Origin of the sequence: Paraburkholderia sp. BR10882 (genome assembly GCF_040948855.1) — a bacterium.
In the GTDB taxonomy this organism is placed as follows: Bacteria; Pseudomonadota; Gammaproteobacteria; order Burkholderiales; family Burkholderiaceae; genus Paraburkholderia; species Paraburkholderia nodosa_A.
Map to the genome: position 1 here is coordinate 69,181 of NZ_JBFPKP010000021.1, position 23,810 is coordinate 92,990.

Here is a 23,810-nt window from a genome sequence, read left to right on the forward strand (position 1 = left end):
CGCATGACTGAAACCTCCGCCCTCCAGCCCGGCGGCATCGCGCTCGTCTCGCCGTTGTCCGCCGCGCTCGGGTTCTCCGAAGCGATAATCGGGATCGCCGCGACGGCGGCGCAGCGCGAGCGGGAGCAGCGCCTGCCGCACGAAGAGATCGCCACGCTGAAGGCGCTCGGTTTCGGCGCGTTGCGCCTGCCCGCCGACGACGGCGGCCGCGGTCTGTCATTGAGCGAACTCTTCGCCGTGGCGCGTGACGTCGCCGCGGCCGATTCGAACATCGCCCACGCCTTGCGCAATCACTTCTGGCAAGTGGAAGCCGCGCTCAAGCAACGTGCCCTGCCGTTCCATGCGCACGTGCTCGACCTCGTGCGCCAGCGCAAGACGATCGGGCTTAGTTTCGTCGAAAGCGACGCGACGGCGGCCGGCGCGCGGCCGAGCCGCGTATTGAGCCGCCTGGAATGGGACGAGCGCAAACAGGTGTATCTGGGTTCGGGCGACAAGGTCTACGCGACAGGTAATCTGTACAACGATGCATTCATCGGTGTCGCTGTGGAAAGCCGTGCGAACACAACTGTGCAATACGTGCTCGAACGCGCCGAAGGCGTGAGCGACGAGGACGACTGGCTGGGTTTCGGGCAGCGCCTGACCGGCTCCGGCACCGCGCGCTTCCGCGACGTCGTGGTAAAGGTCGAGCATGTCTATGCGCCCGACCCGCCGAAAGCGCCCGAAGCCGCGCCGTGGGGCTTCACCTTCCACCAGATCTACCTGACCAATTGCATTGCCGGCATCGTTCGGCGCGTGGTGCTCGATGCGGTCGAGGTGCTGCGAGGACGCAAGCGCAACTTCTACCACGGCGGGGCGGCGCATCCCGCCGACGAACCGGCGCTACAGGCCCTGCTGGGCCGGATTCGCGCCTACGCGGCGAGCATCGAGGCGAGCGCCGACCGCGCCGTGCGGGCGCTGCAACGCGCGTTGGATAGCGAAGGCACGAACGAGGAATACGCCGCCACGCTCGCCGCGACGCTTGCGGCTTCGGAGGCGAAAGTCGTGATCGACGATCTCGCGCCGCAAGTCGCGAGCTGGCTCATCGACCTCGGCTCCGGCTCTGTGGTGTCGAGCGTGGGCGCGCTGGACAGGCACTGGCGCAACATCAAGGTCATCGCCTCGCACAATCCGCGCCTCTACAAGGAGCGCCTGCTCGGCCAGAACCTGCTGACTGGCCAGCTTCCGCCAACGGGCGCGTTCTTCTGATCGCGCCCGCCGCTACCCGCTTCACGCTGCGAGTTCGCGGCGCACGCGCGGGACGATCTCCTGCGCGAAGCGCCGCATATCGTCTTCGAACGGCTGGAACTGGAGCATGAATAACTCGACGCCCGCCCGGTGAAAGGCCGCGATGCGCCGCGCGACCGTATCGTAATCGCCTACGAGTCCGGCGGCCGTGCCGCCATTGGAACCGACGCGCGCCGAGCGGGCGAAGGTCTTGAACATTTCGGCGTTCGGGTCGATGTTGGCTTTCTGGCGCTCGCGTAACGACTTGTCGAGTTCGGCCAGTGCGAAGAGATGCTCGAGATGGGCTTCGGCCTGCGCTTGCGTTTCACGCGCGATCACAAACGCGGACAGGCCAAAACGCAACGCTTCGTGGCCAGCCGGACGCGTGCGTGAAGACACGTCGGCGATCAGAGCCGCCACGTCGTCGAGCGGCTGGCCATTGATGAACCACGTATCGCCGTGCGCGGCAACAAGTGAGCGCGCCGGTTCAGACTCACCGCCCACGTAGATGCGCGGACGCGCACGGTACGGATCGGCCGGAAGAAGCCGGTAATCGTCGATGTGGAAATGGCAGCCGTGATGGGTCACGCGCTCGCCGCGCAGCAGCGCGTCGACCACCGAGATCCATTCGCGGCCATAGCGGTAGCGATCGTCGTGTTCCGGAAACGGGATGCCGGCGCGTTCGAGTTCAGGCCGGTTCCATGCGTTCACGAGGTTGATTGCAAAGCGGCCGCCGCTGATGTGCTCGATCTGCTGCGCCATTTTCGCGAGCACGACCGGATGGTAGAGAAACGGCTTGATCGCGGCGATGATCTCGATGCGCGAGGTAAGCGCCGCAAGCGCGGCTGATGCGGTCCACGCCTCGAGCTGGTCGAGTGCGGGATCGTGCGGATTGACCGTATGCTGCGCCACGAGCACCGAGTCGTAGCCAAGCCGCTCGGCTTCGAGCACGAGCGCCTTGTTGCGGGCCCACGAGGCATCGTAGGGTTCAGCGGGGTCTTGCAGCGCCGCGCGGCTTCCGTGCACGAGCGCCCAGATGCCAAAACGTGGGAAAGAAGGGGACATCGCGTGAGAACATCAAAGGACGGCAATGATCGGGCATCCATACTAACGCCACGTGCGTCACGGCCAATCCAATATCTGCTGATATCAAAGCCGTGAAAACGCATTAAGGCGAATCACGCCGCCGATATGGCACGCTCACCCGGCCAAAGCGCTCCCGCGCGAATCCTTAGCAGAATCGCTTCGTTGCCTTGTGCGCGAAGGTCATCCAGCATTTTCGATTCGTCAACTGAATCCGCTGGGTCCGCCATGTTCTCTCCCTCCCGCCGCCGCCTGCTCATTCATGGATCGATTCTCGGCGTCGCGGCGACCACGGGTCTCGCTTTTGCCGCATCGGCTTCCACGCTGCGAATCGGCTATCAGAAGTCGTCTACGCTGATCACCGTGCTCAAGGCGCAAGGCAAGCTCGAATCCGCGCTCGCGCCGCTCGGCGTGAGCGTGAGCTGGAGCGAGTTCGCGAGCGGGCTGCCGCTCACCGAAGCGCTCAATGCGCAAGCCGTGGATTTCAGCGCCGATGTTGCCGACACCGTGCCGATCTTCGCGCAGGCTGCACATGCGCGCTTCGTCTACGTCGCCCAGGAAGCGCCCTCGCCCGGTGCGCAGGCCATCATCGTCAAGCGCGCGGGTGCGCTGCGCACGCTCGCCGACCTGCGCGACAAGGTCATCGCCGTGACGAAGGCGGCCGGCAGCCACTATCTGCTACTGGCTGCACTCGCGCAGGCGAACGTGCCCGCCGAAGCGGTGCGCATCCACTACCTCACGCCTGCAGACGGGCGCGCCGCTTTCGAGAACGGCAGCGTCGACGCGTGGGTGACGTGGGACCCCTATGTGGCCTCGGTCGACCAGCAGCCCGACGTGCGCGTGCTCGCCGACGGCAAGGGGCTCGCCACCTACCAGCGCTACTATCTCGCCTCCACGCGTTTCGCGCAGGCGCGGCCCGACGTGATCGCCGTGGTCTATGCGCAGTTGCGCGACGCCGGCCAATGGGTGCGCAGCGCGCCGCAGGACGCCGCGCGGCTGCTTGCGCCGGTCTGGGGGCTCGATGCGCCCACCATCGAGCGCGCCAACGCACGCCGAAGCTATCTCGTGCGCGAGGTGAGCGCCCCGGTTTTCGGCGAGCAGCAGAAAATCGCCGATACGTTCTTCAACGCGCATCTGCTGCCGGCCCCGGTGGAGACGGCGCACGCCGAGCGCTGGGACTTCGCGCAAAAGCGTGCGATTGCGATCGGCGTGTAAGCCGCTCCGTTATCGCGACGGCGCCGGCTCGACGCGCTCTTCACTGTACACGCTGTCCACATACAGCGACGGCTCGAAATCGGCGGCCACCACGGCGCTCATCCGCGCCTCATGCGCCTCGATATCGTCGAGAAACAGATCCTCGCTGATGCGCCGGATCACGGCGGGAATATCGCGCTTCATGCTCGGCACGTCGCCAACGGGCAGCCCGCGGCTCACGAACGCGGCCGGATTGAAGACGTGAACATTGCGCAGGAACGGCGCCGTGCCCGGCGTCTTCTCCAGGTATTCGAGCGCCGCGCCGAGGTAAGGATGCGCGCCAAGCGCCTCGTCCTGCTCGTGCGGCGCGGGCGTGTAATGATCGCGCCAGAGCAGCACGTGATCGGCCAGGTCGGCAAGCTCGGGCCGCGCGTGCAGGTCGACGGCGTAACCGGTTCCGGCAATCGCGAAATCGAATGCGAACGTCGCGTCGTTCACCCGCGCCGCTACGCGCGTGCCCTCCACCGTCGCGCGCTGCCACACGGCGTCCAGATGCAGATGGAAGTTCGGGAAGCGCGTGGCGCGTGAGACGGCGTCGGCGGGCGGCGTCGATCCCGCGCGACGAAAGCGCAGTGCCAGGCGCCAGCGCAGCGCGTCGGGCAGCGCGGGATAGTTGTCGTAAGCGCCAGGATACGCACGGGCGCGCGTCACAGGAAGGCTTGGCAACAGCGCGCGACGCACGAAGAGGTGCACATCGGCAGCGCCCGCTTCGAGCGCCGTCGCGGCCGCGTCGAACGCCGAGGCCGCGCCCCCGACCACCGCGACGGACTTGCCGCGCAATGCGGCGAAATCGATCGCATCGGACGTATGCGCGAGGTGCGTGCGCGGCAGCACGGCCAGCGCCGCGGCGAGGTTGGGCTTGCCATTGCCCGCCACGCCGTTTGCGAGTATCACCTTGCGCGCCGTTTCCACACGCCGCACGACATCGTCACCGTGACGAACGTCCAGATGTAGCCTGAAGTGCGTTCCAACGGGTTCGATGCGCGTGAGCGTCGTGCCGTAACGAACCGCGATGCCGAGGAATTCCCGATACCACGCAAGATACTCGGCCCAATCCTCGCGGCCAATGCGTTCGAATTCGGCGTACGCGGCCTCGCCGTGACGCGCTTCGTACCACGCCTGGAAACTCAGCGCGGGCAACCCTGCTTCCGGCCCCGCCAGTGTCTTGGGCGTGCGCAAGCGCTGCATGCGAGCGCGTGTGGTCCAGACACCCGCGTGCGGCGCGCCAGGCGCGCCGTCGATCACGCTGACCTTGCCGATCCCCGCGCGCCGCAAGCCGAACGCGAAGGCCGTGCCGCTCTGGCCGCCCCCCACGACGACCGCGTTGTGATCGATGCCGTCACGGTTGACGACCCAATCTTCCGGATCGGGGCCGATGAGGCGCAGTGTGCTGTGCGCTAGACGGTCGTGCAGTGTGGGATCGCTCATGGGAATGTCCTGCGAAGGGGCACGTGGGGCGCAACCGCGCGCCGGAAATCCGAGTATCGGTGAGCGCTCGCGCGCCGGCAAAGAACGATTCGGACTTTCCTTTTTCGGCGCGCGGCATGCCGCTGCATGTCATGTGCAAATGGAATGTTTATCAGCATTCAATATTTAAACCTCGCATGCCCGGGTGGTAGCCTCTTTGGATCGTTCGTCCACCCAGGGAGCCCGCATGAGCATCGAATTCATCGGCATGATCCAGCAGCGCAAGGTGTCGGAGACGCATCTCGCCGAAGGTCCGGCCATCGACGTCGACTACGTTCGCGACTTTGCGCAGGCGCACGAGCACGCAGGCTTCGACCGCATTCTCGTGCCGCACAGCTCGGTCAGCCCCGACGCCACGCTGACGATCGCCTATGCGGCAAGCGTGACGTCGCGCGTGCATTTCATGCTGGCGCACCGCCCCGGCTTTGTCTCGCCGACGCTCGCCGCACGCCAGCTCGCAACGCTCGATCACTTTTCCGGCGGCCGGCTCGCCGTGCACTTCATCTCGGGCGGCAGCGACGCCGACCAGCGGCGCGACGGCGACTACCTGAGCCACGACGAGCGCTACGCGCGCACCGATGAGTACCTGCAGGTGCTCAAACGTGTATGGACCGAAAGCAAACCGTTCGACCACGAAGGCCGCTTCTATCGCTTCGAACAGGCGTGGTCGGAGGTCAAGCCGCGTCAGCAGCCGCACGTGCCGATCTACTTCGGCGGCGCTTCCGAAGCCGCGCTCGCGGTGGCCGGCAAGCACGCGGATGTGTACGCGCTGTGGGGCGAATCGAAGCAAGGCGTGGCCGACCTCATTGCTCGCGTGCGTGCCGAAGCCGCGAAACACGGACGCCAGGTGCGCTTCTCCGTGTCGTTCCGGCCGATCCTCGCCGACACCGAGAAGGCGGCGTGGGAGCGCGCCGAACATATCCTCAACGAGACGCGTCGCCTGCGCGCCGAACAGGGTCTCGACACGGGCGGCCCGCTTCAGAGCGAAGGCGCGCGTCGCCTGCTCGGCGCAGCGGGCGACGGCGTGCGCGCCGACGACCGCCTGTGGACCGCCGTCGCGAAGGAAATTGGCGGGCGCTCGAACTCGACGGCGCTCGTGGGCACGCCTGGCCAGGTGGCGCAGACGCTCGCCGAATATCACGCGCTGGGCGTGACAACGTTCCTGATTCGCGGCTTCGACCCGCTCGAGGACGCCATCGATTACGGCCGCGCGCTGATTCCGGCCACGCGCGAACTGGCCTCGCGCGTACGCGCCGCCGCCTGATATGGCTGGAGAGACCGCCATGAGCCATCCCGACGCCGCAGATATCGGCACCGCTGCACCGCGCGCCGTCCTCCGGCATGCGCCCATCCGCAAGCTCTGATGGGCATTCACAAGCTTCGCCGCTTCGTCGGCACGATTGCGGAACTCGTGGACCACGCGCCGCGCGAGTCCAGATTGATCGATCGCGGCCTCGATGCGCTGCGCGAACTCGTGCGCGACGACGACTGGTTGCCCGACGCCTACGCCGCGCCCTCGCCTGAGCGCTATCAGCAATACCTGCTCTACGCCGACGCGCGCCAGCGCTTTTCGGTGGTCAGCTTTGTCTGGGGACCGGGCCAGCAAACGCCCGTTCACGACCACACGGTGTGGGGCCTGATAGGCGTGCTGCGCGGCGCCGAATATGCGCAGCCCTACGCGCACGACGCGGCGGGTGCGTTGCATCCGCTGGGCCGCGAGGTGTTGCTTCAGCGCGGCGAGGTGGAGGCCGTCTCGCCGACGCTCGGCGACATCCACCGCGTGCGCAATGCCTACGACGATCGCGTTTCGGTCAGCATTCACGTGTATGGGGCGAACATCGGCGCGGTGCGCCGGTTTACCTATCCGGCCGACGCCTCGCCCAAGCCCTTCATCTCCGGTTACTCGAACGACGTCCTCCCGAACTTCTGGGATCTCAGCAAGGAACCCAACGCCTCATGAAGTCATTTCCCGTACGCACGCATCAGGACGTGCGCAACGCCCTGCTCGCCCGCCGCGAGATCGCGCTGCTCGACGTGCGCGAGGAAGATCCGCATGCGCAATGCCATCCGCTTTTTGCCGCCAACCTGCCGCTCTCGAAGCTCGAACTCGACGCCTGGACGAAGCTGCCGCGCCGCAGCGTGCCGATCGTGCTGCTCGATAACGGCGAAGGCTTCGCACAGCGCGCGGCCACGAAGCTCGACGCGCTCGGCTACACCGATATCGCGCTGCTGGAAGGCGGACTCGCGGGCTGGATCGATGCGGGCGGCGAGGTGTTCCGCGACGTGAACGTGCCGAGCAAGGCGTTCGGTGAATTCGTCGAAGCGGAGCGCCATACGCCTTCGCTGACGGCCGAGGCCGTGAATGCGCTGCTCTCGGGCGGCGAAGACGTGGTCGTGCTCGACGCGCGCCGCTTCGACGAGTACCAGACGATGAACATTCCCGGCAGCATCAGCGTGCCAGGTGCGGAACTCGCGCTGCGCGCCCGCGCGCTGGCGCCCAATCCCGCTACGCGCGTCATCGTGAACTGCGCGGGGCGCACGCGCAGCATCATCGGCACGCAATCGCTCGTGAATGCGGGGCTGCCGAACCCGGTGGCGGCGCTGCGCAACGGCACGATCGGCTGGACGCTGGCCGGGCAGACGCTCGAGCATGGCAGCGCACGCCAGTTCGAACCGCAGGCGGGACGCGACGCGGCCACGCTCGCGCAATCGCGCGCAGCGGCCGCCGCGCTCGCCAGCCGCGCGGGCGTGCAGCGCACGACGCTCGCGCAAGCCGAACAGTGGGCCGCCGACACGTCGCGTACGACGTATCGCTTCGACGTGCGCACGCCTGCCGAGTATGAACACGCGCATGCTCCAGGGTTTCAGGGTGCGCCGGGCGGGCAGCTCGTTCAGGAAACCGAAATGTTCGCGCCGGTGCGTGGCGCGCGCGTGGTCCTGTTCGACGACGACGGCGTGCGTGCCAACATGACCGCTTCCTGGCTCGCACAGATGAACGTCGACGTGCATGTGATCGACGAAGCCCGCAGCGGGCACCTCACCGAAGCGGGCGCATGGCGCGCGCCGAAGCCCGCCGCCGCCAGCGTCTCGACGATCACGCCCGAAGCGCTCGCCACGCGTCTTGCCGCGAGCGATCATGGCACTGTCGTGCTCGATTTCACATCGAGCGCCAATCACGTGAAGGCACATATTCCCGGCGCGTGGTGGGCGCTGCGGTCGCATCTCGCGCCAGGCTTCGACGATCTGCGCGCGCTGCCCGATGCGCGCCGCTATGTGGCCGTGTGCATGACCAACGCGCTCGCACCGTTCGCCGCGTCCGAGATTGCCTCGCTCACGGGCAAGCCCGTCGAAGTGCTGGAAGGCGGCACGGCGGCATGGATAGGCGCCGGCCTGCCGGTGCAAAGCGGCGATGCGCATCTGGCCTCGCCGCGTATCGACCGCTACCGGCGCCCTTACGAAGGTACCGACAACGCCCGCGAGGCGATGAACGCGTACCTCGAATGGGAGTACGGGCTCGTGGCGCAGCTAGAGCGCGACGGCACACATGGATTCTTCGTGATCTGAAGGCGACGCCCCGCGATTACCGTTTCGCTTGACCATCCCCTGCGCAAGCGACCGTGACAGGATCGCAATGGCAATGAGCAGCGACCAGCATAGGCCACCTTGGCACTCACCATTTTTCTGGTCGGAGTCGGCCCACTTGCGATCATGTCCCCCATGCGCTGAACGGCGGCTTCGATTTCGCCCATATTGCTGACCACTTGGCCGGCATGCAGGAAGACCGCCGAGAGCGCGGGTCGCGTAAAACAGGATGCGTTCAGCCCGGCAATCTGCAGACAGTCGAACGTAACGTGATGCAGCGCGATGACGATTGCCGCGGCCTGATAGCCTAACCGGGCTACGCCGGAGTCGCCTGACGAAATCGATGTGAGCGCGAGGAACTCGACAAGCCTCTCGAGCAACAGTTCGTAGGACTCGAGAGCCCCGCCTCCGGGTTATTACGTGAAAGCGACTCGGCTAGCTTCCCGCCAGAAGCCTTGCGGCCAATGCGCAAATCAGGGCCGGCGGCATCACGACGGCGCCCACGCTCAGAAAGCGGCCAAAGGTAATGGACTCACCTTCGCGGCGAAGCGCGGCGAGCCACAGGATCGTCGCGAGCGATCCAGTCACCGAGAGGTTAGGCCCGAGATCGACGCCGATCAATAACGCGTCGATTACTGGCTGGGGACTCTGCGCCTTGATCGTTGCTGCGCTAGCAACCAGTCCCGCAGGCAGGTTGTTGACGACGTTGCTGACGAACGCCGCCGCCGCGCCCGCGCCCAATCCTGTCAGTGTCTCGTTCGCCGAAGTCGCGTGCTTCAGCAGACCGGCCAGCGCGTCGATCACGCCGGTATGATCGAGCGACGCAACCATCACGAACAGCCCGGCGACAAGTGGCAGCACGCTCCAGGAGATGCGCTTGAGCAACGGCCACGGCGACGCGCGCTCGCGCCATAGCACGACGCCGGTAGTGAGCGAACCCAACACTGCGGTCGGCGCACCGAGCTGCAGGCCACGCAACGACGCGGCCAGAAGCGCAACTGACGTCAGGGCGAGGCCGCAAAGCGTCAGGCGACCACCGGCGCCAAGACCGGACTCAGGTTTATCGTTGGCCAAGGTGCCTTGCAACGCGCGACGCTGCGTCCACCATAGGAGCGCAAAGGTCGCGAACAATGACAACACCGACGCCAGCGCGAATCTCGAGAGCCAGGCTCCGAGCGGCGGCGTGTGATTTCCATATAGAACCAGGTTGGCCGGGTTCGAGATCGGCAGCACGAAACTGGCCGCATTGGCGACGAACGCACACGAGAGCAGGAGGGGCAACGGCTCAGCCTTGGCCTCTTTGGCGGCGGCGTAGACGGCCGGCGTCATGACGACCGCGGTCGCATCGTTCGAGAGAAAAGTGGTCGTGACGACTCCTGCCACGTAGACGAGCACCAGCAGCCGCAGTGGAGAACCACGCGCATGTTGCACGGCGAGCGCGGCGATCCAGTCGAATAGTCCTTCCTGTCTGGCGACTTCCGAAAGCAGCATCATGCCGCCGAGAAAGAGATAGACGTCCGTCCCCTTGCCGATAGCCTGCAATGCCGCGCTCAACGGCAGCAATCCGGACAGCGTTAGCAACAGCGCCCCTCCGACCGCCCAGATGGCTTCCGGCCATCGAAGCGGCCGCAGGATGACACCCGCAGTCGCGACCGCTGCGATGGTCCAGGAAAAGACCGCTGGATTCAAGGGTGCTTGCAACTGTACCAAGCCTGACAGATCGGGACAGCAGCCCCTCGAGCACCCGTCGTACCTGCCCTGACCGGTCGGCGCTCGCGCAGCCGACGGCAATTTGATCAACGATCCCGGGGACGAAGACCGTCCGGCGCTCGAATCCGACGTGGCGAGCAGGCTTTCGGCTGCCTCCTGTGGTCAACCAGTCACTACCGGCCGCGATGCTGGCTCGCCATTGCCTGTATCGAGGCGCTCGTACTCGGCAATGAGTTGCGCACCGAACAGCATCAGGGTCGCAAGGGTTTCGAGGCTGAATAGCACGACGATCGCCGTCGTCAGCGTCCCGTAGACGACGCTCACCTCGGAGAGCGTCGCGAAATACCACACCAGCACGCGTCGCGTGATCTCCCACAACACGCCGGCGGTGACCGCGCCGACGAACGCATGGCGCAGCGTCGTGCGCCCCGCCGGTATCACCAGATAAATCGCTGTCAATACCAGAATCTCACCCGCGAAACCGCACAGATACAGCACGACCCGGGTCGCGCCTGTTAGCGGCACCGCATGACCGAACAGCACAATGCTGTCGCTCGCTACGGCATGCAGGCCGCTGGAGACGAGCGTCACCACCAGCACGCCGATACCCAAAGACAGGCTGAATAGATACGGCACGATTGCCGACAGCAGGAAGTGTCTGCGCCGGATCGCGACCCGGTGCACGAAAATGATTGAAAGCGCGTTCTCGAGCACGGTGAAGGCAAGCGAGCTGAAAAAGATCATCGTGACAACGAGAAACCAGCCAATCACGGAGCGATGGGCGAGAAAGCTGGCAAGCTCCGCCACAATCGCTTTCGACTGCCCCGGTACGAGCCATTCGAGCAAATGCGCGAGCGTATCGAGCAGAAGCTGCTCCCCAACGAAATGACTAAACGCGATCGCGACGAGTATCAGGAGCGGCACGATAGACAGCAATGCGTAGTAAGCGATCGCACCTGCGAGCAGCAACCCCTGGTTCCTGCGGAACGCCGTGCACACCTGGAAGACGAACCGGAGGGGATGCCGGGTAACGAAGCGCAGAGCCTGTCCGTGTGGATGATCGGCGTTGCTCACGTGAAGCTGTCCTGTTTCGTCCGCTCCGGGCAGCGTTCGCCTGCAACCGGCGCGAGGCGTTGCGCCCAAGGCCGCACCGCCTGGGCTCATTGTGCAGGTGACGTCCTGAAGCACAGCGAAGTGCGACGTCACCGGTCAGCGAACATTGGCGCGGAGAAATCGCTACCTGGCGGTGCGCAGTCTGACGCCTTCCTGGCAGCAAGCAGCGGACCTGCTTGCGCAATACAGACTTGTAGATACTGTGAAACGCAAAGGCGATAAGGAATGGTCGGAATAAGCGCGCGAATGTCGAGCCGGTCAACGCGCCAGTCTGGCACGTCGCCCATGTTCCCACCCTCTTCCGCGGTCCGCTGCGTTCGCGCGCGCGGCACGTTTCGTGCTGTTGCGCTCTTGACCCGCCTGCCGCTGCGTGGCTTCGCAGGCAGGCTCACGACCGAAAAGAGGGTTAGCCATGGATGAGATCGATCGACTCGGGAATGACGTCGCAGCAGCGCGGGTCGCGGAGTCCCGCAATGGACGCCCACGCTCCGCCGTTTCCTGGAGCGCTGTCGTGGCGGGAGCCGTGGGCATGGCGGCCTTCGCCCTCATTCTTCTCATGCTCGGCACGGGCCTCGGGCTTTCGTCGCTTTCGCCCTGGTCCGGAAGCGGCGCGCACGCAGAGACTTTCGGCGTGGCGGCCGTCATCTGGATCTGCGTGACGCAGGTGATGTCTGCCGGTCTCGGCGGCTATCTCGCGGGGCGGTTGCGTCGGCACTGGCCCGGTATCGGTACAGACGAGACCCACTTCCGCGACACCGCACATGGCTTTCTCGCCTGGGCGCTCGCCACGCTCCTTTCCGCCGTCCTGTTCACCGCGGCCATGTCCGGGCTGGCCCGAGAGGGCGTGAGCGCAGGCGCACGGAGCGCAGCGCACGTCGCAAGCGGCGTTGCCGCCCTCAATCGCGGCAACGCCCAGGCCGCATACAGCACCTGGCCCATGGGCTATCTGATCGACGGCATGCTGCGTCCGGTTGCGGGCGCCGCCGCATCCGGTGCGTTGTCTACCTCGGTTGCTTCGAGTTCACCGAGTACCTTGCATGCCGAACAGGTCTTCGAGACCGCGCAGCAGAAGCAGGAGATCGCGCGAATTTTCCTCAACAGTCTGCCCGCGGGCGGGGCGCTTTCGGCCGAGGACACCGCGTACGTAGCGCGCATCGTAGCCGAGAAAACCGGGCTCGCACCGGCAGATGCCCGTGCGCGCGTCACGACCACCTGGTCGCGCTTGCAGGAAAACGTCGATGCCGAGGAACGCGCTGCGCGCGCAGCCGCAGAAGCGGTCCGCAGGGCCACCGTTCGCGTCACGTTGTGGCTCTTCATTTCGCTGCTCATAGGGGCCTTCTCCGCCAGTCTCATGGCGACGATCGGCGGCAGGATGCGTGAATGGTGACGGCTCGGCAAATCCCACTACTTTCGATCTGAGAGGAGGCAAACATGCGCTCAATTCTTCTTTTTCTGCTTGGCGTTCCGATTCCGATCATCATTCTTATCGCGCTCCTTTGGCATTGACCCGAACTATCACGCCTGCACCCGGACATGGCGGCTGCCGGTGCCTCCCGGCCCATAGCGCGGTCGCGCTCAGATGCACGAGACGAATGGCTTCGCGCGCCGGGAAGTCGCACGCGTCCGCCGCGTGGCTGGCCGCGGCTTTGCCAGCAGGATGGCAAGCATCCCGAGCCAGGCACCGATCTTCTGACGGTGGCGGTCAAGCATGGCGAATCGACGAGACGTAAAAAATTTGCAGAGGAACGGCTGAACCGACGCTGCTCGTAAGCGGTAACTAGTCATCGCGCGGCCAGTTTGCAGCAGGCAGCGCGATGACCAGGTGGCCGACCGTACCAAAGCTCTCGCCTGGCGGGAGATTCCCCATCGTATAGCGGCAATTTTGCGCTACCGGTCAGTTGAGGTATGGCGAGACGCCGCTCGCCGCACCTCAACAAGTGCGGCGTCTCATGCACCGTCACGATCAAGTCACTTCCGCGTGTTTCCATCTATTTCGGTTTCCTACCGGTCGCCTCAAAAACGATGGCGCCCCGACTTTTCTGCCCGCGTACCTGCTTCAGGAGATGAACATGCGAAGCATTCAAACTCTTCACGCAGCAAGCCGCATTTTTAGCCGCACCGCGCTCGCGTTCACCGTACTCTGCTTCGCGGCCGGTGCCGCCGACGCCCAGACCGCGGCAAAACCGATAGTCACTCCGGGATTCAGCCTGTCCGTCTTCGCGACGGGTTCAGGCGGGCTGATGAGCGCACCGGACTCACTTGCCGTGCTTGATGATCACGTTTGGGTTGGCTATGCAAACACCGGCGCACCGGATGGCACGAATGGCGCGATGAGCGTGATTGTCGAATACACGCTGGACGGCAGCATCGTGAAGTCGTATCAAGTCGCGGGACACAACGATGGCCTGAAGGTCAATCCGTACACGCGCGAGATCTGGGCGATGCAGAACGAGGATGCGAATCCGAATCTCGTCATCATCAATCCCGCGACCGGCCAGGCGTCCAAGCCGTATTCCTTCGCCAAAACGCTGCACGGTGGCGGCTATGACGACATCGTGTTCAAGGACGGCCAGGCCTACTTCAGTGCGTCCAATCCCACCCTTAACGCTAGCGGCAAGAATACGGGGCCCGCGATCGTCCGCGTCGTGCACCTTGATGCAAACAGCTACAGGATCGACGTTACGCCGGTTATGAGCGGCTCGCTCGACGCCAGCAACATTCCGTTTGGCACGGTGGCAACCCTCAACCTGACCGATCCGGATTCAATGACGCTCACGCCGTCGGGAGATGTACTGCTCGATGATCAGGGAGACGGTCAGCTTGTCCTGTTGCGCTCGTCGGGCGATGAGCCGCGCGTGCAATATCTGCCACTTCTCGGCAACGTGCAGGTTGATGACACGGTATTCGCCGCGGCGCGACAGGGGTACTTGCTGGTATCCGATACGAAAGCCAACACGGTGTACAAGATCAGCGCCAATGTCTGGCAGCGTGACGCGGCTTTCTCCGCCTCGACGGGTGTGGCCGCTTCCGGTAGCACGCCGGCAGTGCCGGCTTACGTTGGCCAACTTGACTTGCGCAGCGGAGCACTTCTGCCGCTGGTAACCAATTTGGCCAGTCCGCATGGCATGGCCTTTGTATCGACAGGCGCCCAGCAATAACGGCCGCGTATCGATTGCCGGATGACGTGATCGCAGCAAGCCGGTTCGCGGCGATTGCGTCATCAAGCAAGTGCGCCCCAACGTCGCGACGGTCCCAGGGCGCCCCCTCGGCTCGAAGACGCCGCGCTCCTGAAGCCTCCCCCTCTTCTTTGAACACCCGGTCGAGCGATTTTCGAAAGCGAGCGCCACGGGAAATCAATCAAGCGTGAGCATGCCCGTTCCTGGCGCCCTGGATCGGCGCGATGCGGGGGATTGCCAATTCTTTATGTTACGTTATAACATTACCAATCCTGCGCGCCAACGCTCGATTGATCGATGGCGCGTCGTTGCCTGACAAAAGGCGCGTCCACCCCGAAATCACAACAAAACAATGAACCGCTCGCTGAAATCGCAGGCCGGTATGGTGCTGCTCGCCTGTACGTTTTGCACCCGTTCGATCGCTGCCAGTGGCGAAGCCGCGCTTGCCGGCACGGTGGCCGACGCTCAGGGCCACGCGCCCGCCCATGTCCAGATCTCGCTCCAGGACGCCGGCGGCAAAAAAGTCGCCCAGACGACGGCTGACGCCAACGGGCGCTTCCGGCTCGAGGACATCGCGCCCGGCACCTACGCCGTCAACGTGGAAGCGACGGGCTACAACACCGTCACACGCGTCGCGACGGTGACACAGGGACAGGCGCCCGAGCCGGTCGCCGTCGTGCTCCAGAAAGACTCCACGCTCGACATCACCGTCAACGCCCAGCGCCTTGACCGCGCCCGCAACGGTCTCCAGCCCGAAGTGGGTGCGAGCGTCTACCGCATCACGCAGGCCGACATCGACTCGTCGCCGCAAGGCGCGAACACGCCGCTCAACCAGGTTCTGCTGCAGGCGCCCGGCGTCGCCAACGATTCCTACGGTCAGCTCCACGTGCGCGGTGACCATGCCAACCTGCAGTACCGCCTCAACGGCATCATCATTCCGGAGCCGATCAGCGGCTTCGGGCAATCGCTCGATACGCGGATCATAGACCAGGTGAATCTCGTGACGGGTGCGCTGCCGGCTCAGTACGGCTATCGCACGGCGGGCATCGTCGACATCCGCACCAAGTCCGGCGACACCGGCAACGGAGGCACGATTGACGTTTACGGCGGCAGTCACCAGACAATCCAGACGAGCGCCGATGTGTTCGGCTCCAGCGGCCCGTTCAGCTATTACTTCGCCGGTTCGCTCGGCCAGAACAATCTCGGCATCGAGGCGCCCACCTCGGACGGCAGCCCCCTGCACGACCACACGCGCCAGGGCAACGGTTTCGGCTACATGTCGTACCTGCTCAACCCGCTCACGCGCGTGAGTGTGATGTTCGGCACCGCAAGCAACCAGTTCCAGATTCCGAATACGCCGGGGCTCGCCCCCGTCTACACGCTGAACGGCCAGTCCACGTTCGACTCGGCGAACCTCAACGAGACCCAGTCGGAGCTGAACAACTTCGCGGTGGTGGCATTGCAGGGCACCAACGGTGGCGCACTCGACTACCAGGTGGCGCTCTTCACGCGCTACACGCGCACCAAGTTCAATCCGGACCCGGTCGGCGACCTCATTTTCAATGGCGTCGCATCGGAGGACTTCCACAGCAACCAGGCGAATGGCTTTCAGGCCGATTTCACTTACCGGCTCAATGATCAACACACGCTGCGCGCGGGTCTCATGTTCCAGCAGGAGCACGCCGTGTTCGACAACAGCGTGGCCGTGTTTCCCATCGACGCGAACGGCAATCAGACCTCCGACCAGCCACTCACGATTCAGGATGCCAACAGCAAAACAGGCTATCTGTACAGCCTCTACCTGCAGGATGAGTGGAAGATCACGCCGAAGCTGACACTCAACTATGGTCTGCGTTACGACCGCATGGACGAGTATGTGCAGGCCGGACAACTGAGCCCGCGCGTCGGACTCGTCTGGCAGCCGACCAACGCGACGACGCTGCACGCCGGCTACGCGCGCTACTTCACGCCGCCGGCTTTCGAACTCGTTTCCGACTCCACGGTCAGCAAGTTCAACGGCACGACCAACCAGAGCCCGAACGCGCAGAACGATCCCGTGAAGCCCGAACGCGCCGATTACTTCGACATCGGCATTACGCAGCGCCTCACCTCCAGCCTGACCGTTGGACTCGACGCGTACTACAAGCGCGCCAGCAATCTGCTCGACGAGGGGCAATTCGGCACCGCGCTCATCTTCACGCCATTCAATTACCAGTATGGGCGAGTCTACGGCGTGGAGTTCACGTCGAGCTACCACCAGGACAATGTGACGGCCTATCTGAATGTCGCATTCAGCCGCGCGCAGGGCAAGAACATCGAATCGGCGCAGTTCAATTTCGGCGCCGACGAACTGGCCTACATTGCAAACCATTGGGTCTACCTCGATCACGATCAGCGCATTACCGCGTCGTTCGGCGGCACCTACTCCGTCGGCCAGACGACTCTCACCACAGATGCGATCGTAGGTAGCGGCCTGCGCAGCGGCTTTGCGAATACCGGGCGTCTGCCCTGGTATGCGCAGGTCAACGTCGGTGTGATCCAGCATTTCAGCGAACCGCTGATCGGCCGCTTCGATGCGCGGCTCGTGCTGGTCAATGCCTTCGGCCGCGTCTACCAACTGCGTGATGGATCCGGCATCGGCGTGGGTGCGCCACAGTATGGCCCGCAGCGAGCGATCTACGCAGGCATTACCAAGCACTTCTGATCATTTCACGCGTAAAGGAGTCCAATCATGAACGAATGGAACGGTATTGCCGAAGCGTTGCGGCTCGGCGGCTGGGTCATTTACCCGTTGAGCCTGCTGGCGATCTTCGCACTCGCCATCACGTTCGACCGGATGTACGTCTGGTGGCGCTACGCCCGAATGCCGCGTGATGGCGCCGTACGCGCACTGCCGGACGAACATGTGCTGCGACGCGTGGACATGCTGTTCGATGACAGCAGCATGCCCATCTGGCGTATCGAGGGGCAGGTCGAAACGGCCGCTTCGCAGATCGAGCGCGAGATGGGCCGCGGTCTGTGGCTGCTCGAAACGATCGTGACCGCTGCGCCGCTGCTGGGATTGCTTGGCACGATCGTCGGCATGATGCATTCGTTCCGACTGATCGGCGGCGATGGCCTCGTCAGCCCTTCGGGCGTGTCGGGGGGTGTGGCCCAGGCCCTGGTTGCCACCGCCATCGGTCTCGTGATCGCACTGATCGCACTCTTTGCGTTCAACTATTTTTCGCGTCGCGTCGACCGGCTCATGGATGACGTCGAGACCTTCGCGAACGGCCGCATCGGCGACCTGCGCCTCGCGCGCGAACGCTCCGGTGCGGCGTCATGAAGCTCAGACGTGCACGCACGTCGAGACGTGGCCGCATCGAGATCATCCCGATGATTGATGTGATGTTCTTTCTGCTCGCCACGTTCATGCTGACGACACTGGCGATGCAGCGGCTCGACGCGGTCCATATCGATCTGCCCCGAGGAGAGGCACAGCCGATGCAGATGGACCGGCCGCTCACCATCTCCGTGAATCGCGCCAACCACATCTTCGTGAACCAGCAGCCCGTTCGCCTCGATGAAGTGCGCGCGGTGGTGGCGAACCTGCTCCGAAAGGACGGGCGTATTGTCGTAGCCGCAGACGACGGCGCTTCGCATGGCGTGGTCGTGGAAGCAATACTCGAAGCGCGCAAGGCGGGCGCCGAACATTTTCTCGTTGCCGTGCATCGTGAATAGCGAATCGCTGTCACGCCGCAACCACAATGTGCGTCGCTTTATCGTTGCCGCGTCGGTGGCAGCGATAGCGTGGTGGTTCTTCCTTGCGCATCTGCGCTGGCTCATGGGCTCCGGGCGACCCGCAGCGCCCCCGCAGGCGATAGAGCTGCAGGTCGTGGAACTACCGCGCGCGCAACGCGCAAGCGAAACGCCACACGGCAACGTCCGGCTCGCTGCGCCTGCCGCCCCTCACAGCGCGCCCCGCGTGCAACGGCAGCAGCTGCAGGTGGCGCGCAGCAGCGCGTCGCACCATGCCCCTCGCGAGCTTACGCCGCCCCGCCCGGCACCCGACGCTCCTCGAGGCGCGACAGCCACACAGCAAGACGCATCCGCAACGCCCTCGTCAAAAACTGCATCTGCCCCGGGCGCTGACACGCTGCAGTCCGGCGCCCTATCGAACGCTGACGGTTCAACCGGGCCCGTCAGCCAGCAGGCCCGGCTGCTCTCACAACCCCTGCCGGAAGTCCCCGACGATCTTCGAGAGCAGGCATTTCAGGCCGTCGCCGTTGTACGCTTCGCCGTCCATGCGGACGGTACGTTCGATATCGAACTGGTGAAGCCCACGCAAAGTCCGCGGCTGAACCAGATTCTGCTTGTCACGCTGCGGCAGTGGCGCTTCTTCCCGGCAATTGAGAACGGTCGGCCCGTCGAGAGCCATCAGGACGTTCGCGTCCACTTCAATGTCAATTGACACACTGAACGATGAGCCAGGCGTGCACGCGCGGCCGCTCCTTATCATTGGGGCGGCCGCGCGTGGCCGTCACGTCGTCGGTGAGGTTGAGCGTGAGGAGCGTCTCGGGCAGCCCGACCATCGTCATCAAAGCGGCGTAGGGCAGGACGATCCTGAGCGTCGTGAGGTCGAACGGCAGGAGGCGAGACGCACACCTGCCGTTCGCGTGTTTGATACGATTCGCTTCACCCGCCCCCACAGCGAACCCCATCATGGCGCGCGAAAACTTCAGCGATCTCATTGCGTTTCTCGCCGTCGCGCGCGAGCGCAGCTTTACGCGTGCGGCCGCGCAGCTCGGCGTCTCACAGTCGGCGCTGAGCCACACCATCCGCAGCCTCGAAACGCGTCTCGGCCTGCGTCTGCTCACGCGCACCACGCGTAGCGTCGCCACCACGGAAGCCGGCGAGCGGCTCTTTCAGGCGCTCTCGCCGCGCTTCGAGCAGATCGACGCCGAGCTTGCCGCGCTCACCGAACTGCGCGACAAGCCCGCGGGCACCATCCGCATCACCGCGATCGATCATCCCATCGACACCGTGATCTGGCCGAAGCTGCGCCCGCTCCTCGCAGACTACCCCGACATCAAGGTCGAGATCACTGTGGACTACGGCCTGCGCGACATCGTCGCCGATCGTTACGACATCGGCGTGCGCCTGGGCGATCAGGTCGAGAAGGACATGATCGCGGTGCGCATCGGGCCGGACGTCAAGATGGCAATCGTCGGTTCTCCCGATTATTTCGCGGCGCACAAGGCGCCGCGCGCGCCGCAGGATCTGCTCAAGCACAATTGCATTACGCTGCGGCTCACGTCGTCGGGCGGCCTGTACGCGTGGGAACTCAAGAAGGACGAGCATGCGCTGCAAGTGCGCGTGGACGGCCAGCTCACGTTCAACGCCATGCCGCAAATGCTCAACGCGGCGCTGGACGGTCGCGGCCTCGCGTTCGTTCCCGAGAACGCCGCGTTGTCGTTCATCCGCGCAGGCCGCCTGAAAAGCGTGCTCAAGGACTGGTGCCCGGTATTTCCGGGCTATCACGCGTTTTATCCAAGCCGGCGACAGTCGTCGCGCGCGCTCGCGCTAGTGATCGACGCGCTGCGCTATCGCGCTTAGCGTAGCGCAGCGCCTGCCGGTGCGGATTACGTACGCGTCTTGCGCCCTTCGACCGGATAGCCCGGGTCCGTATATCCCGGCGTAGAGGCATGCCCCGGCGCCACGAGGCTGTCGACGAACGTTTCGTCGTCGGGGCCGAGCTGAAGGTTCAGCGCGTCGATATAGCTGTCCCAATGCGCTTCGGTGCGCGGGCCCGCGATCGTCGAACTGACGTGACGATTCTTGAGCACCCATGCGAGCGCGAACGCAACAGGCGTCGTGCCGCGCTCTACGGCGTAATTCGCGATCTCGGTCGCAATCCGCAACGACTCGGCGCGCCACTCCGTCTGGTGGATGCGCCGGTCGCCGCGGCCCGCTCGGCTGTCGCCGGGCGGTGGCGCATCGACGGCGTATTTGCCGGTCAGCACGCCACGCGCGAGCGGACTGTAGGGCACTACGCCCAGCCCGTAATGCGCGGCCGCGGGCAACTGCTCGACCTCGGCCGTACGATCGACGATGTTATAGAGCGGCTCGCTCGCCACGGGCCGGTCCATGCCCATCTGGTCCGCGAGGCGCACGATCTCGGCGATGCGCCAGCCACGGAAATTCGACACGCCGAAATAGCGCACCTTGCCCTGGCGGATCAGATCGCCGACGGCGCGCACGGCTTCGTCGAGTGGCACGTCGGGCAGAGCGCGGTGAAAGTAGAGGATGTCGATATAGTCGGTTCCGAGGCGCTTCAGGCTCGCCTCCACCGACTGGTAGATCCACTTGCGCGACTGCCCCTGCTCATTCGGCCCCTGTGCGAACGGGAAACCGAATTTTGTCGCCACGACCCAGTTGTCGCGCTGCGCCGCGATGGCGCGGCCCACGATTTCTTCCGAGCGGCCTCCGTGATAGACGTCCGCCGTATCGATGAAGTTGATTCCCTGTTCGAAGGCCTTGTCGATGATGCGTTTCGACGCGGCTTCGTCGGTCTCGCCGCCAAACATCATCGCGCCGAGGCACAGCGGCGAAACTTTGAGTGCACTGCGGCCCAGATTGCTATAGTCCATATCCTCTCACTTCGAGCTCGTTGCCAAAGTGGAGATTTAAATACGGAGTGGCTTTTCGATAAAGGCCTGGATCGCGCATGCTTTCATGAATGCGATTCATGAAACGCTATTGACAAAAAAGCTACCGCGCAAAATACATATCGTGAAGCACCTCCACGTTCACCTCCCTGGCACGCGCAGCAAACGTAACCTTCCCGCCCTGCATGAGATAAACCTGATCCGCAAGCCGCAGCGCCATATTGGTATTCTGCTCCACCAGCACGATAGTACGCCCCGCCCCCTTAAGCCGCTCCAGGATCGCAAAAACTTCCTGCACCATCACAGGCGCAAGCCCAAGCGAAGGCTCATCGATCAGCATCAGTTGCGGCGAAGACATAAGCCCGCGCCCCAGCGCCAGCATCTGCGCCTGCCCGCCTGATAGCGTGCCCGCAGGCAGCGCGCGCCGCTCCTTGAGCAGCGGAAACAGCGCATAGACTTCCTCGAGCTGCGTTTTCGCCCCTGCGCGCCGCGTTTTCGCAAACGCGCCCAGCATCAGATTCTCCTCGATCGACATGTCGCGGAAAATCATGCGCCCCTCGGGCACCATCGCGACACCGCGCTGCGCCATGTCCCATGTAGGCACGCCCGCGAGCGACGCGCCGTCGAAGGTGATCTGGCCGCGCTCCAGCGGCACGAGCCCCATGATCGCCCGTAGCAGCGTGGTCTTGCCCGCCCCGTTCGGGCCCACGATCGTCGTGACCTCGCCGCTCGCGATATTGAGCGTAACGTCCCACAACACATTGATCGCGCCATAGCCGGCGCGGGCGCTGCTGACCTCAAGCATGGGCGGCCTCCCCCGTATAGCTGCGCACGACCTCGGGATCGCGGAACACTTCGGCGGGCGGCCCATCGGCGATCAGCTTGCCGAAGTTGAGCACGCACACGCGCCGGCACAGGCTCATCACGGTTTCTATATCGTGCTCGATGATGAGGATACCTACGTTGTATCGCTCATGCGCCACCAGCAGCGTTTGCATGAAGCGGCGCTTGGTGGCCGTCTCGAGACCGCCCAGCACTTCGTCGAGCAACAGCAGCTTCGGCCCCGTCGCGAGCGCCTTCGCGACCTCCAGCGCCTTCAGTTCGGTGAGCGCAAGTTCCGTGGCCGCGTCGCGCTGCGCCTTGCCTTCGAGTCCCAGGAACGCGAGGATCTCGTCGATGCGCGCCTCGTCCACTCGCCCCGTGCCGAAGCGTTGCGCGACGATCAGGTTCTCGCGCACCGTGAGCTCGTGCATGGGCTGCGGCACCTGGAACGTGCGGCCGATGCCCAGGCGCGCGCGTCGATAGAGCGGCGCTTTCAACAAATCCACATCGCCGAAACGGATCGAGCCGCTCGTGGGCCGAACGAGCCCCGAAATCGCGTTGAAAAGCGTCGTCTTGCCCGCGCCGTTCGGGCCGACCAGCCCCACCACATCGCGCGTGCCGAGCGAGAGCTTTACACCGTTGACCGCCGTGATGCCGCCAAAGCGGATCGACACATCCTGCAGGCGCAGTTCCGCCGCCTGTTCAGCTTGCTGCATAGACACCTCGCCGGGTACGTTTGAAGCGCAGCGCGGTCAGACCCGCGGGGCTCACGATGATCATCGCCACGAGCAGCATGCCCAGCACGATCTGGTGCCCCGTCGGCAGCAGGCTTTTGAGCACGAGCTGGTCGACCAGATAGACCGTCACCGCGCCCACGAGCGGTCCGAGGATGGTGCGATAGCCGCCGCAGATCGCCGCGATGATCGGCACGACGGCCCAGCTCGCGTTGAACGCGTAGTCGGGTTCGAGAAAGTTGATGTAGTGCGCGTTGAATGCGCCGACGAGCCCTGTCATCAGCGCGGAAAGCATCAACATGGCGAGCTTGAGCATCACGCTGTTCACGCCCACCACGCGCGTGGCGTCCTCCGACTCGTGCATCGCCCGCAGCGCGAGTCCCACATGGCTGCCGCGCAGCCGCGCATAGATCGCGGCGAACACCAGCACGAGCGTGAGCACGACGAGGTAGCCGCCGCTCTTGCTGCCGAAGTCGAAGCCCGCGACCTTCGGCAGCCCCGGGATGCTCGAAAGGCCGCTCGCGCCGCCCGTGAGATCGGACCATTCGGTCGCGATGATGCGGAAGATCTGCGCATAGGCGAGGATGGCAAGCGCGAAGTACGGCCCCTTCAGACGCAGCGCGGGCGCCATCGCAAGCGAGGCAACTGCCGCCCCCACGCCGCCCGCGAGCATCGCGGGAAACACGGGCCAGCCGGCCTTGAGCGTGAGGAGCGCGGAAATATACGAGCCCACGCCGAAAAATGCCGCGTGGCCAAAGCTCACCATGCCGCCCAGATTGCCGAGCAGCGCCCACGCGAGCGCCACGCCCGCGATCGTGAGCGAGGCCACCGCCAGGCTCATCAGATACAGGTTTTGCCCGAACACGAGCGGCACGCCCGCATACAGCACGGCCAGCGCCACCGCGAGCCCGGCCAGGCGCGGGCCGGACCAGGCCAGTGTGATTTTCAAAGTCGACATC

At 64.8% G+C, this 23,810-nt stretch carries 21 protein-coding genes; 12 read left to right on the top strand and 9 right to left on the bottom strand.

All coding sequences use genetic code 11. The annotated features are described in order from the left end of the window. Positions 1–3 precede the first annotated feature (3 nt). Complete coding sequence (locus AB3X99_RS34170; RefSeq protein ID WP_368619493.1) at positions 4–1,245, top strand: acyl-CoA dehydrogenase family protein; 1,242 nt, start codon at positions 4–6, stop codon at positions 1,243–1,245. A gap of 21 nt (positions 1,246–1,266) precedes the next feature. Here the strand turns inward: AB3X99_RS34170 and AB3X99_RS34175 are convergent, their stop codons facing one another. After that, positions 1,267–2,328 (bottom strand): LLM class flavin-dependent oxidoreductase, encoded by a 1,062-nt coding sequence (locus tag AB3X99_RS34175; protein WP_368602064.1) that lies wholly within the window; start codon positions 2,326–2,328, stop codon positions 1,267–1,269. A 246-nt stretch (positions 2,329–2,574) separates the two neighbouring features. On the opposite strand from AB3X99_RS34175, the gene AB3X99_RS34180 reads away from it, so the two are divergent. Next, positions 2,575–3,561 (top strand): aliphatic sulfonate ABC transporter substrate-binding protein, encoded by a 987-nt coding sequence (locus AB3X99_RS34180; RefSeq protein WP_368619494.1) that lies wholly within the window; start codon positions 2,575–2,577, stop codon positions 3,559–3,561. Positions 3,562–3,570: 9 nt separating this feature from the next. Here AB3X99_RS34180 and AB3X99_RS34185 read toward each other — a convergent pair whose 3' ends face one another. After that, a complete protein-coding gene (locus AB3X99_RS34185; RefSeq protein WP_368619495.1) occupies positions 3,571–5,028 on the bottom strand; it encodes an NAD(P)-binding domain-containing protein in 1,458 nt (485 codons plus the stop codon). Positions 5,029–5,254: 226 nt separating this feature from the next. On the opposite strand from AB3X99_RS34185, the gene AB3X99_RS34190 reads away from it, so the two are divergent. The 3 genes from AB3X99_RS34190 to AB3X99_RS34200 all read left to right on the top strand — a co-directional run bounded on the left by AB3X99_RS34190 (position 5,255) and on the right by AB3X99_RS34200 (position 8,631). Beyond that, a complete protein-coding gene (locus AB3X99_RS34190; RefSeq protein WP_368602061.1) occupies positions 5,255–6,331 on the top strand; it encodes an LLM class flavin-dependent oxidoreductase in 1,077 nt (358 codons plus the stop codon). Positions 6,332–6,430: 99 nt separating this feature from the next. Then, positions 6,431–7,027 carry a cysteine dioxygenase gene (locus AB3X99_RS34195; protein ID WP_069266841.1) on the top strand — a complete coding sequence of 199 codons (597 nt, stop codon included), beginning with the start codon at positions 6,431–6,433 and terminating at the stop codon, positions 7,025–7,027. Next, positions 7,024–8,631: a rhodanese-related sulfurtransferase gene (locus AB3X99_RS34200; protein WP_368619496.1), complete on the top strand. Its 1,608-nt coding sequence runs from the start codon at positions 7,024–7,026 to the stop codon at positions 8,629–8,631. The genes AB3X99_RS34195 and AB3X99_RS34200 overlap by 4 nt, the downstream gene beginning before the upstream one ends. 453 nt (positions 8,632–9,084) lie before the next feature. On the opposite strand, the gene AB3X99_RS34205 is transcribed toward AB3X99_RS34200, so the two are convergent. Next, positions 9,085–10,338, bottom strand: coding sequence for an arsenic transporter (locus tag AB3X99_RS34205; RefSeq protein ID WP_368619497.1), 1,254 nt, complete (start codon positions 10,336–10,338; stop codon positions 9,085–9,087). A 183-nt stretch (positions 10,339–10,521) separates the two neighbouring features. Continuing rightward, complete coding sequence (locus AB3X99_RS34210; protein ID WP_069266844.1) at positions 10,522–11,433, bottom strand: YihY/virulence factor BrkB family protein; 912 nt, start codon at positions 11,431–11,433, stop codon at positions 10,522–10,524. A 550-nt stretch (positions 11,434–11,983) separates the two neighbouring features. On the opposite strand from AB3X99_RS34210, the gene AB3X99_RS34215 reads away from it, so the two are divergent. The 6 genes from AB3X99_RS34215 (at position 11,984) to AB3X99_RS34240 (ending at position 19,098) form a co-directional block, all read left to right on the top strand. Continuing rightward, positions 11,984–12,859, top strand: a complete 876-nt coding sequence (locus AB3X99_RS34215) for a hypothetical protein (protein WP_368619498.1) — start codon at positions 11,984–11,986, stop codon at positions 12,857–12,859. A 682-nt stretch (positions 12,860–13,541) separates the two neighbouring features. After that, entirely contained in the window at positions 13,542–14,630 is a 1,089-nt protein-coding gene (locus tag AB3X99_RS34220) for a hypothetical protein (protein WP_368619499.1), read from the top strand. A 370-nt stretch (positions 14,631–15,000) separates the two neighbouring features. After that, positions 15,001–17,352, top strand: a complete 2,352-nt coding sequence (locus tag AB3X99_RS34225) for a TonB-dependent receptor (RefSeq protein ID WP_368619500.1) — start codon at positions 15,001–15,003, stop codon at positions 17,350–17,352. 27 nt (positions 17,353–17,379) lie between these two features. Then, a complete protein-coding gene (locus tag AB3X99_RS34230; protein ID WP_069266847.1) occupies positions 17,380–17,973 on the top strand; it encodes a MotA/TolQ/ExbB proton channel family protein in 594 nt (197 codons plus the stop codon). Continuing rightward, positions 17,970–18,368, top strand: coding sequence for a biopolymer transporter ExbD (locus AB3X99_RS34235; RefSeq protein WP_069266848.1), 399 nt, complete (start codon positions 17,970–17,972; stop codon positions 18,366–18,368). Before AB3X99_RS34230 ends, AB3X99_RS34235 begins: the two co-directional genes overlap by 4 nt. After that, positions 18,361–19,098, top strand: coding sequence for an energy transducer TonB (locus AB3X99_RS34240; protein WP_368619501.1), 738 nt, complete (start codon positions 18,361–18,363; stop codon positions 19,096–19,098). Before AB3X99_RS34235 ends, AB3X99_RS34240 begins: the two co-directional genes overlap by 8 nt. Here AB3X99_RS34240 and AB3X99_RS34245 read toward each other — a convergent pair. After that, positions 19,091–19,351, bottom strand: a complete 261-nt coding sequence (locus AB3X99_RS34245; protein WP_368619527.1) for a hypothetical protein — start codon at positions 19,349–19,351, stop codon at positions 19,091–19,093. The two genes, AB3X99_RS34240 and AB3X99_RS34245, sit on opposite strands and share 8 nt — an antisense overlap. Here AB3X99_RS34245 and AB3X99_RS34250 point away from each other — a divergent pair. Continuing rightward, positions 19,350–20,243 carry a LysR family transcriptional regulator gene (locus AB3X99_RS34250; protein WP_069266851.1) on the top strand — a complete coding sequence of 298 codons (894 nt, stop codon included), beginning with the start codon at positions 19,350–19,352 and terminating at the stop codon, positions 20,241–20,243. The two genes, AB3X99_RS34245 and AB3X99_RS34250, sit on opposite strands and share 2 nt — an antisense overlap. A gap of 26 nt (positions 20,244–20,269) precedes the next feature. On the opposite strand, the gene AB3X99_RS34255 is transcribed toward AB3X99_RS34250, so the two are convergent. The 4 genes from AB3X99_RS34255 to AB3X99_RS34270 form a co-directional block, all read right to left on the bottom strand. After that, the gene (locus AB3X99_RS34255) at positions 20,270–21,277 is read right to left on the bottom strand and encodes an aldo/keto reductase (protein ID WP_368619502.1); all 1,008 of its coding nucleotides are present in this window, start codon (positions 21,275–21,277) and stop codon (positions 20,270–20,272) included. A 121-nt stretch (positions 21,278–21,398) separates the two neighbouring features. Beyond that, positions 21,399–22,100: an ABC transporter ATP-binding protein gene (locus tag AB3X99_RS34260; RefSeq protein WP_368602050.1), complete on the bottom strand. Its 702-nt coding sequence runs from the start codon at positions 22,098–22,100 to the stop codon at positions 21,399–21,401. Further along, entirely contained in the window at positions 22,093–22,833 is a 741-nt protein-coding gene (locus AB3X99_RS34265; protein ID WP_368619503.1) for an ABC transporter ATP-binding protein, read from the bottom strand. Before AB3X99_RS34265 ends, AB3X99_RS34260 begins: the two co-directional genes overlap by 8 nt. Then, positions 22,820–23,809, bottom strand: a complete 990-nt coding sequence (locus AB3X99_RS34270) for a branched-chain amino acid ABC transporter permease (RefSeq protein ID WP_368602048.1) — start codon at positions 23,807–23,809, stop codon at positions 22,820–22,822. Before AB3X99_RS34270 ends, AB3X99_RS34265 begins: the two co-directional genes overlap by 14 nt. Between the last annotated feature and the right edge of the window lies 1 nt (position 23,810).

Excerpts from the sequence above, each read along its gene's own strand:
- AB3X99_RS34170 (WP_368619493.1), top strand. The coding sequence starts at position 4 with ATGACTGAAACCTCCGCCCTCCAGCCCGGCGGCATCGCGCTCGTCTCG.
- AB3X99_RS34175 (WP_368602064.1), bottom strand. The coding sequence starts at position 2,328 with ATGTCCCCTTCTTTCCCACGTTTTGGCATCTGGGCGCTCGTGCACGGA.
- AB3X99_RS34180 (WP_368619494.1), top strand. The coding sequence starts at position 2,575 with ATGTTCTCTCCCTCCCGCCGCCGCCTGCTCATTCATGGATCGATTCTC.
- AB3X99_RS34185 (WP_368619495.1), bottom strand. The coding sequence starts at position 5,028 with ATGAGCGATCCCACACTGCACGACCGTCTAGCGCACAGCACACTGCGC.
- AB3X99_RS34190 (WP_368602061.1), top strand. The coding sequence starts at position 5,255 with ATGAGCATCGAATTCATCGGCATGATCCAGCAGCGCAAGGTGTCGGAG.
- AB3X99_RS34195 (WP_069266841.1), top strand. The coding sequence starts at position 6,431 with ATGGGCATTCACAAGCTTCGCCGCTTCGTCGGCACGATTGCGGAACTC.
- AB3X99_RS34200 (WP_368619496.1), top strand. The coding sequence starts at position 7,024 with ATGAAGTCATTTCCCGTACGCACGCATCAGGACGTGCGCAACGCCCTG.
- AB3X99_RS34220 (WP_368619499.1), top strand. The coding sequence starts at position 13,542 with ATGCGAAGCATTCAAACTCTTCACGCAGCAAGCCGCATTTTTAGCCGC.
- AB3X99_RS34225 (WP_368619500.1), top strand. The coding sequence starts at position 15,001 with ATGAACCGCTCGCTGAAATCGCAGGCCGGTATGGTGCTGCTCGCCTGT.
- AB3X99_RS34230 (WP_069266847.1), top strand. The coding sequence starts at position 17,380 with ATGAACGAATGGAACGGTATTGCCGAAGCGTTGCGGCTCGGCGGCTGG.
- AB3X99_RS34235 (WP_069266848.1), top strand. The coding sequence starts at position 17,970 with ATGAAGCTCAGACGTGCACGCACGTCGAGACGTGGCCGCATCGAGATC.
- AB3X99_RS34250 (WP_069266851.1), top strand. The coding sequence starts at position 19,350 with ATGGCGCGCGAAAACTTCAGCGATCTCATTGCGTTTCTCGCCGTCGCG.
- AB3X99_RS34245 (WP_368619527.1), bottom strand. The coding sequence starts at position 19,351 with ATGATGGGGTTCGCTGTGGGGGCGGGTGAAGCGAATCGTATCAAACAC.
- AB3X99_RS34255 (WP_368619502.1), bottom strand. The coding sequence starts at position 21,277 with ATGGACTATAGCAATCTGGGCCGCAGTGCACTCAAAGTTTCGCCGCTG.
- AB3X99_RS34260 (WP_368602050.1), bottom strand. The coding sequence starts at position 22,100 with ATGCTTGAGGTCAGCAGCGCCCGCGCCGGCTATGGCGCGATCAATGTG.
- AB3X99_RS34265 (WP_368619503.1), bottom strand. The coding sequence starts at position 22,833 with ATGCAGCAAGCTGAACAGGCGGCGGAACTGCGCCTGCAGGATGTGTCG.
- AB3X99_RS34270 (WP_368602048.1), bottom strand. The coding sequence starts at position 23,809 with ATGTCGACTTTGAAAATCACACTGGCCTGGTCCGGCCCGCGCCTGGCC.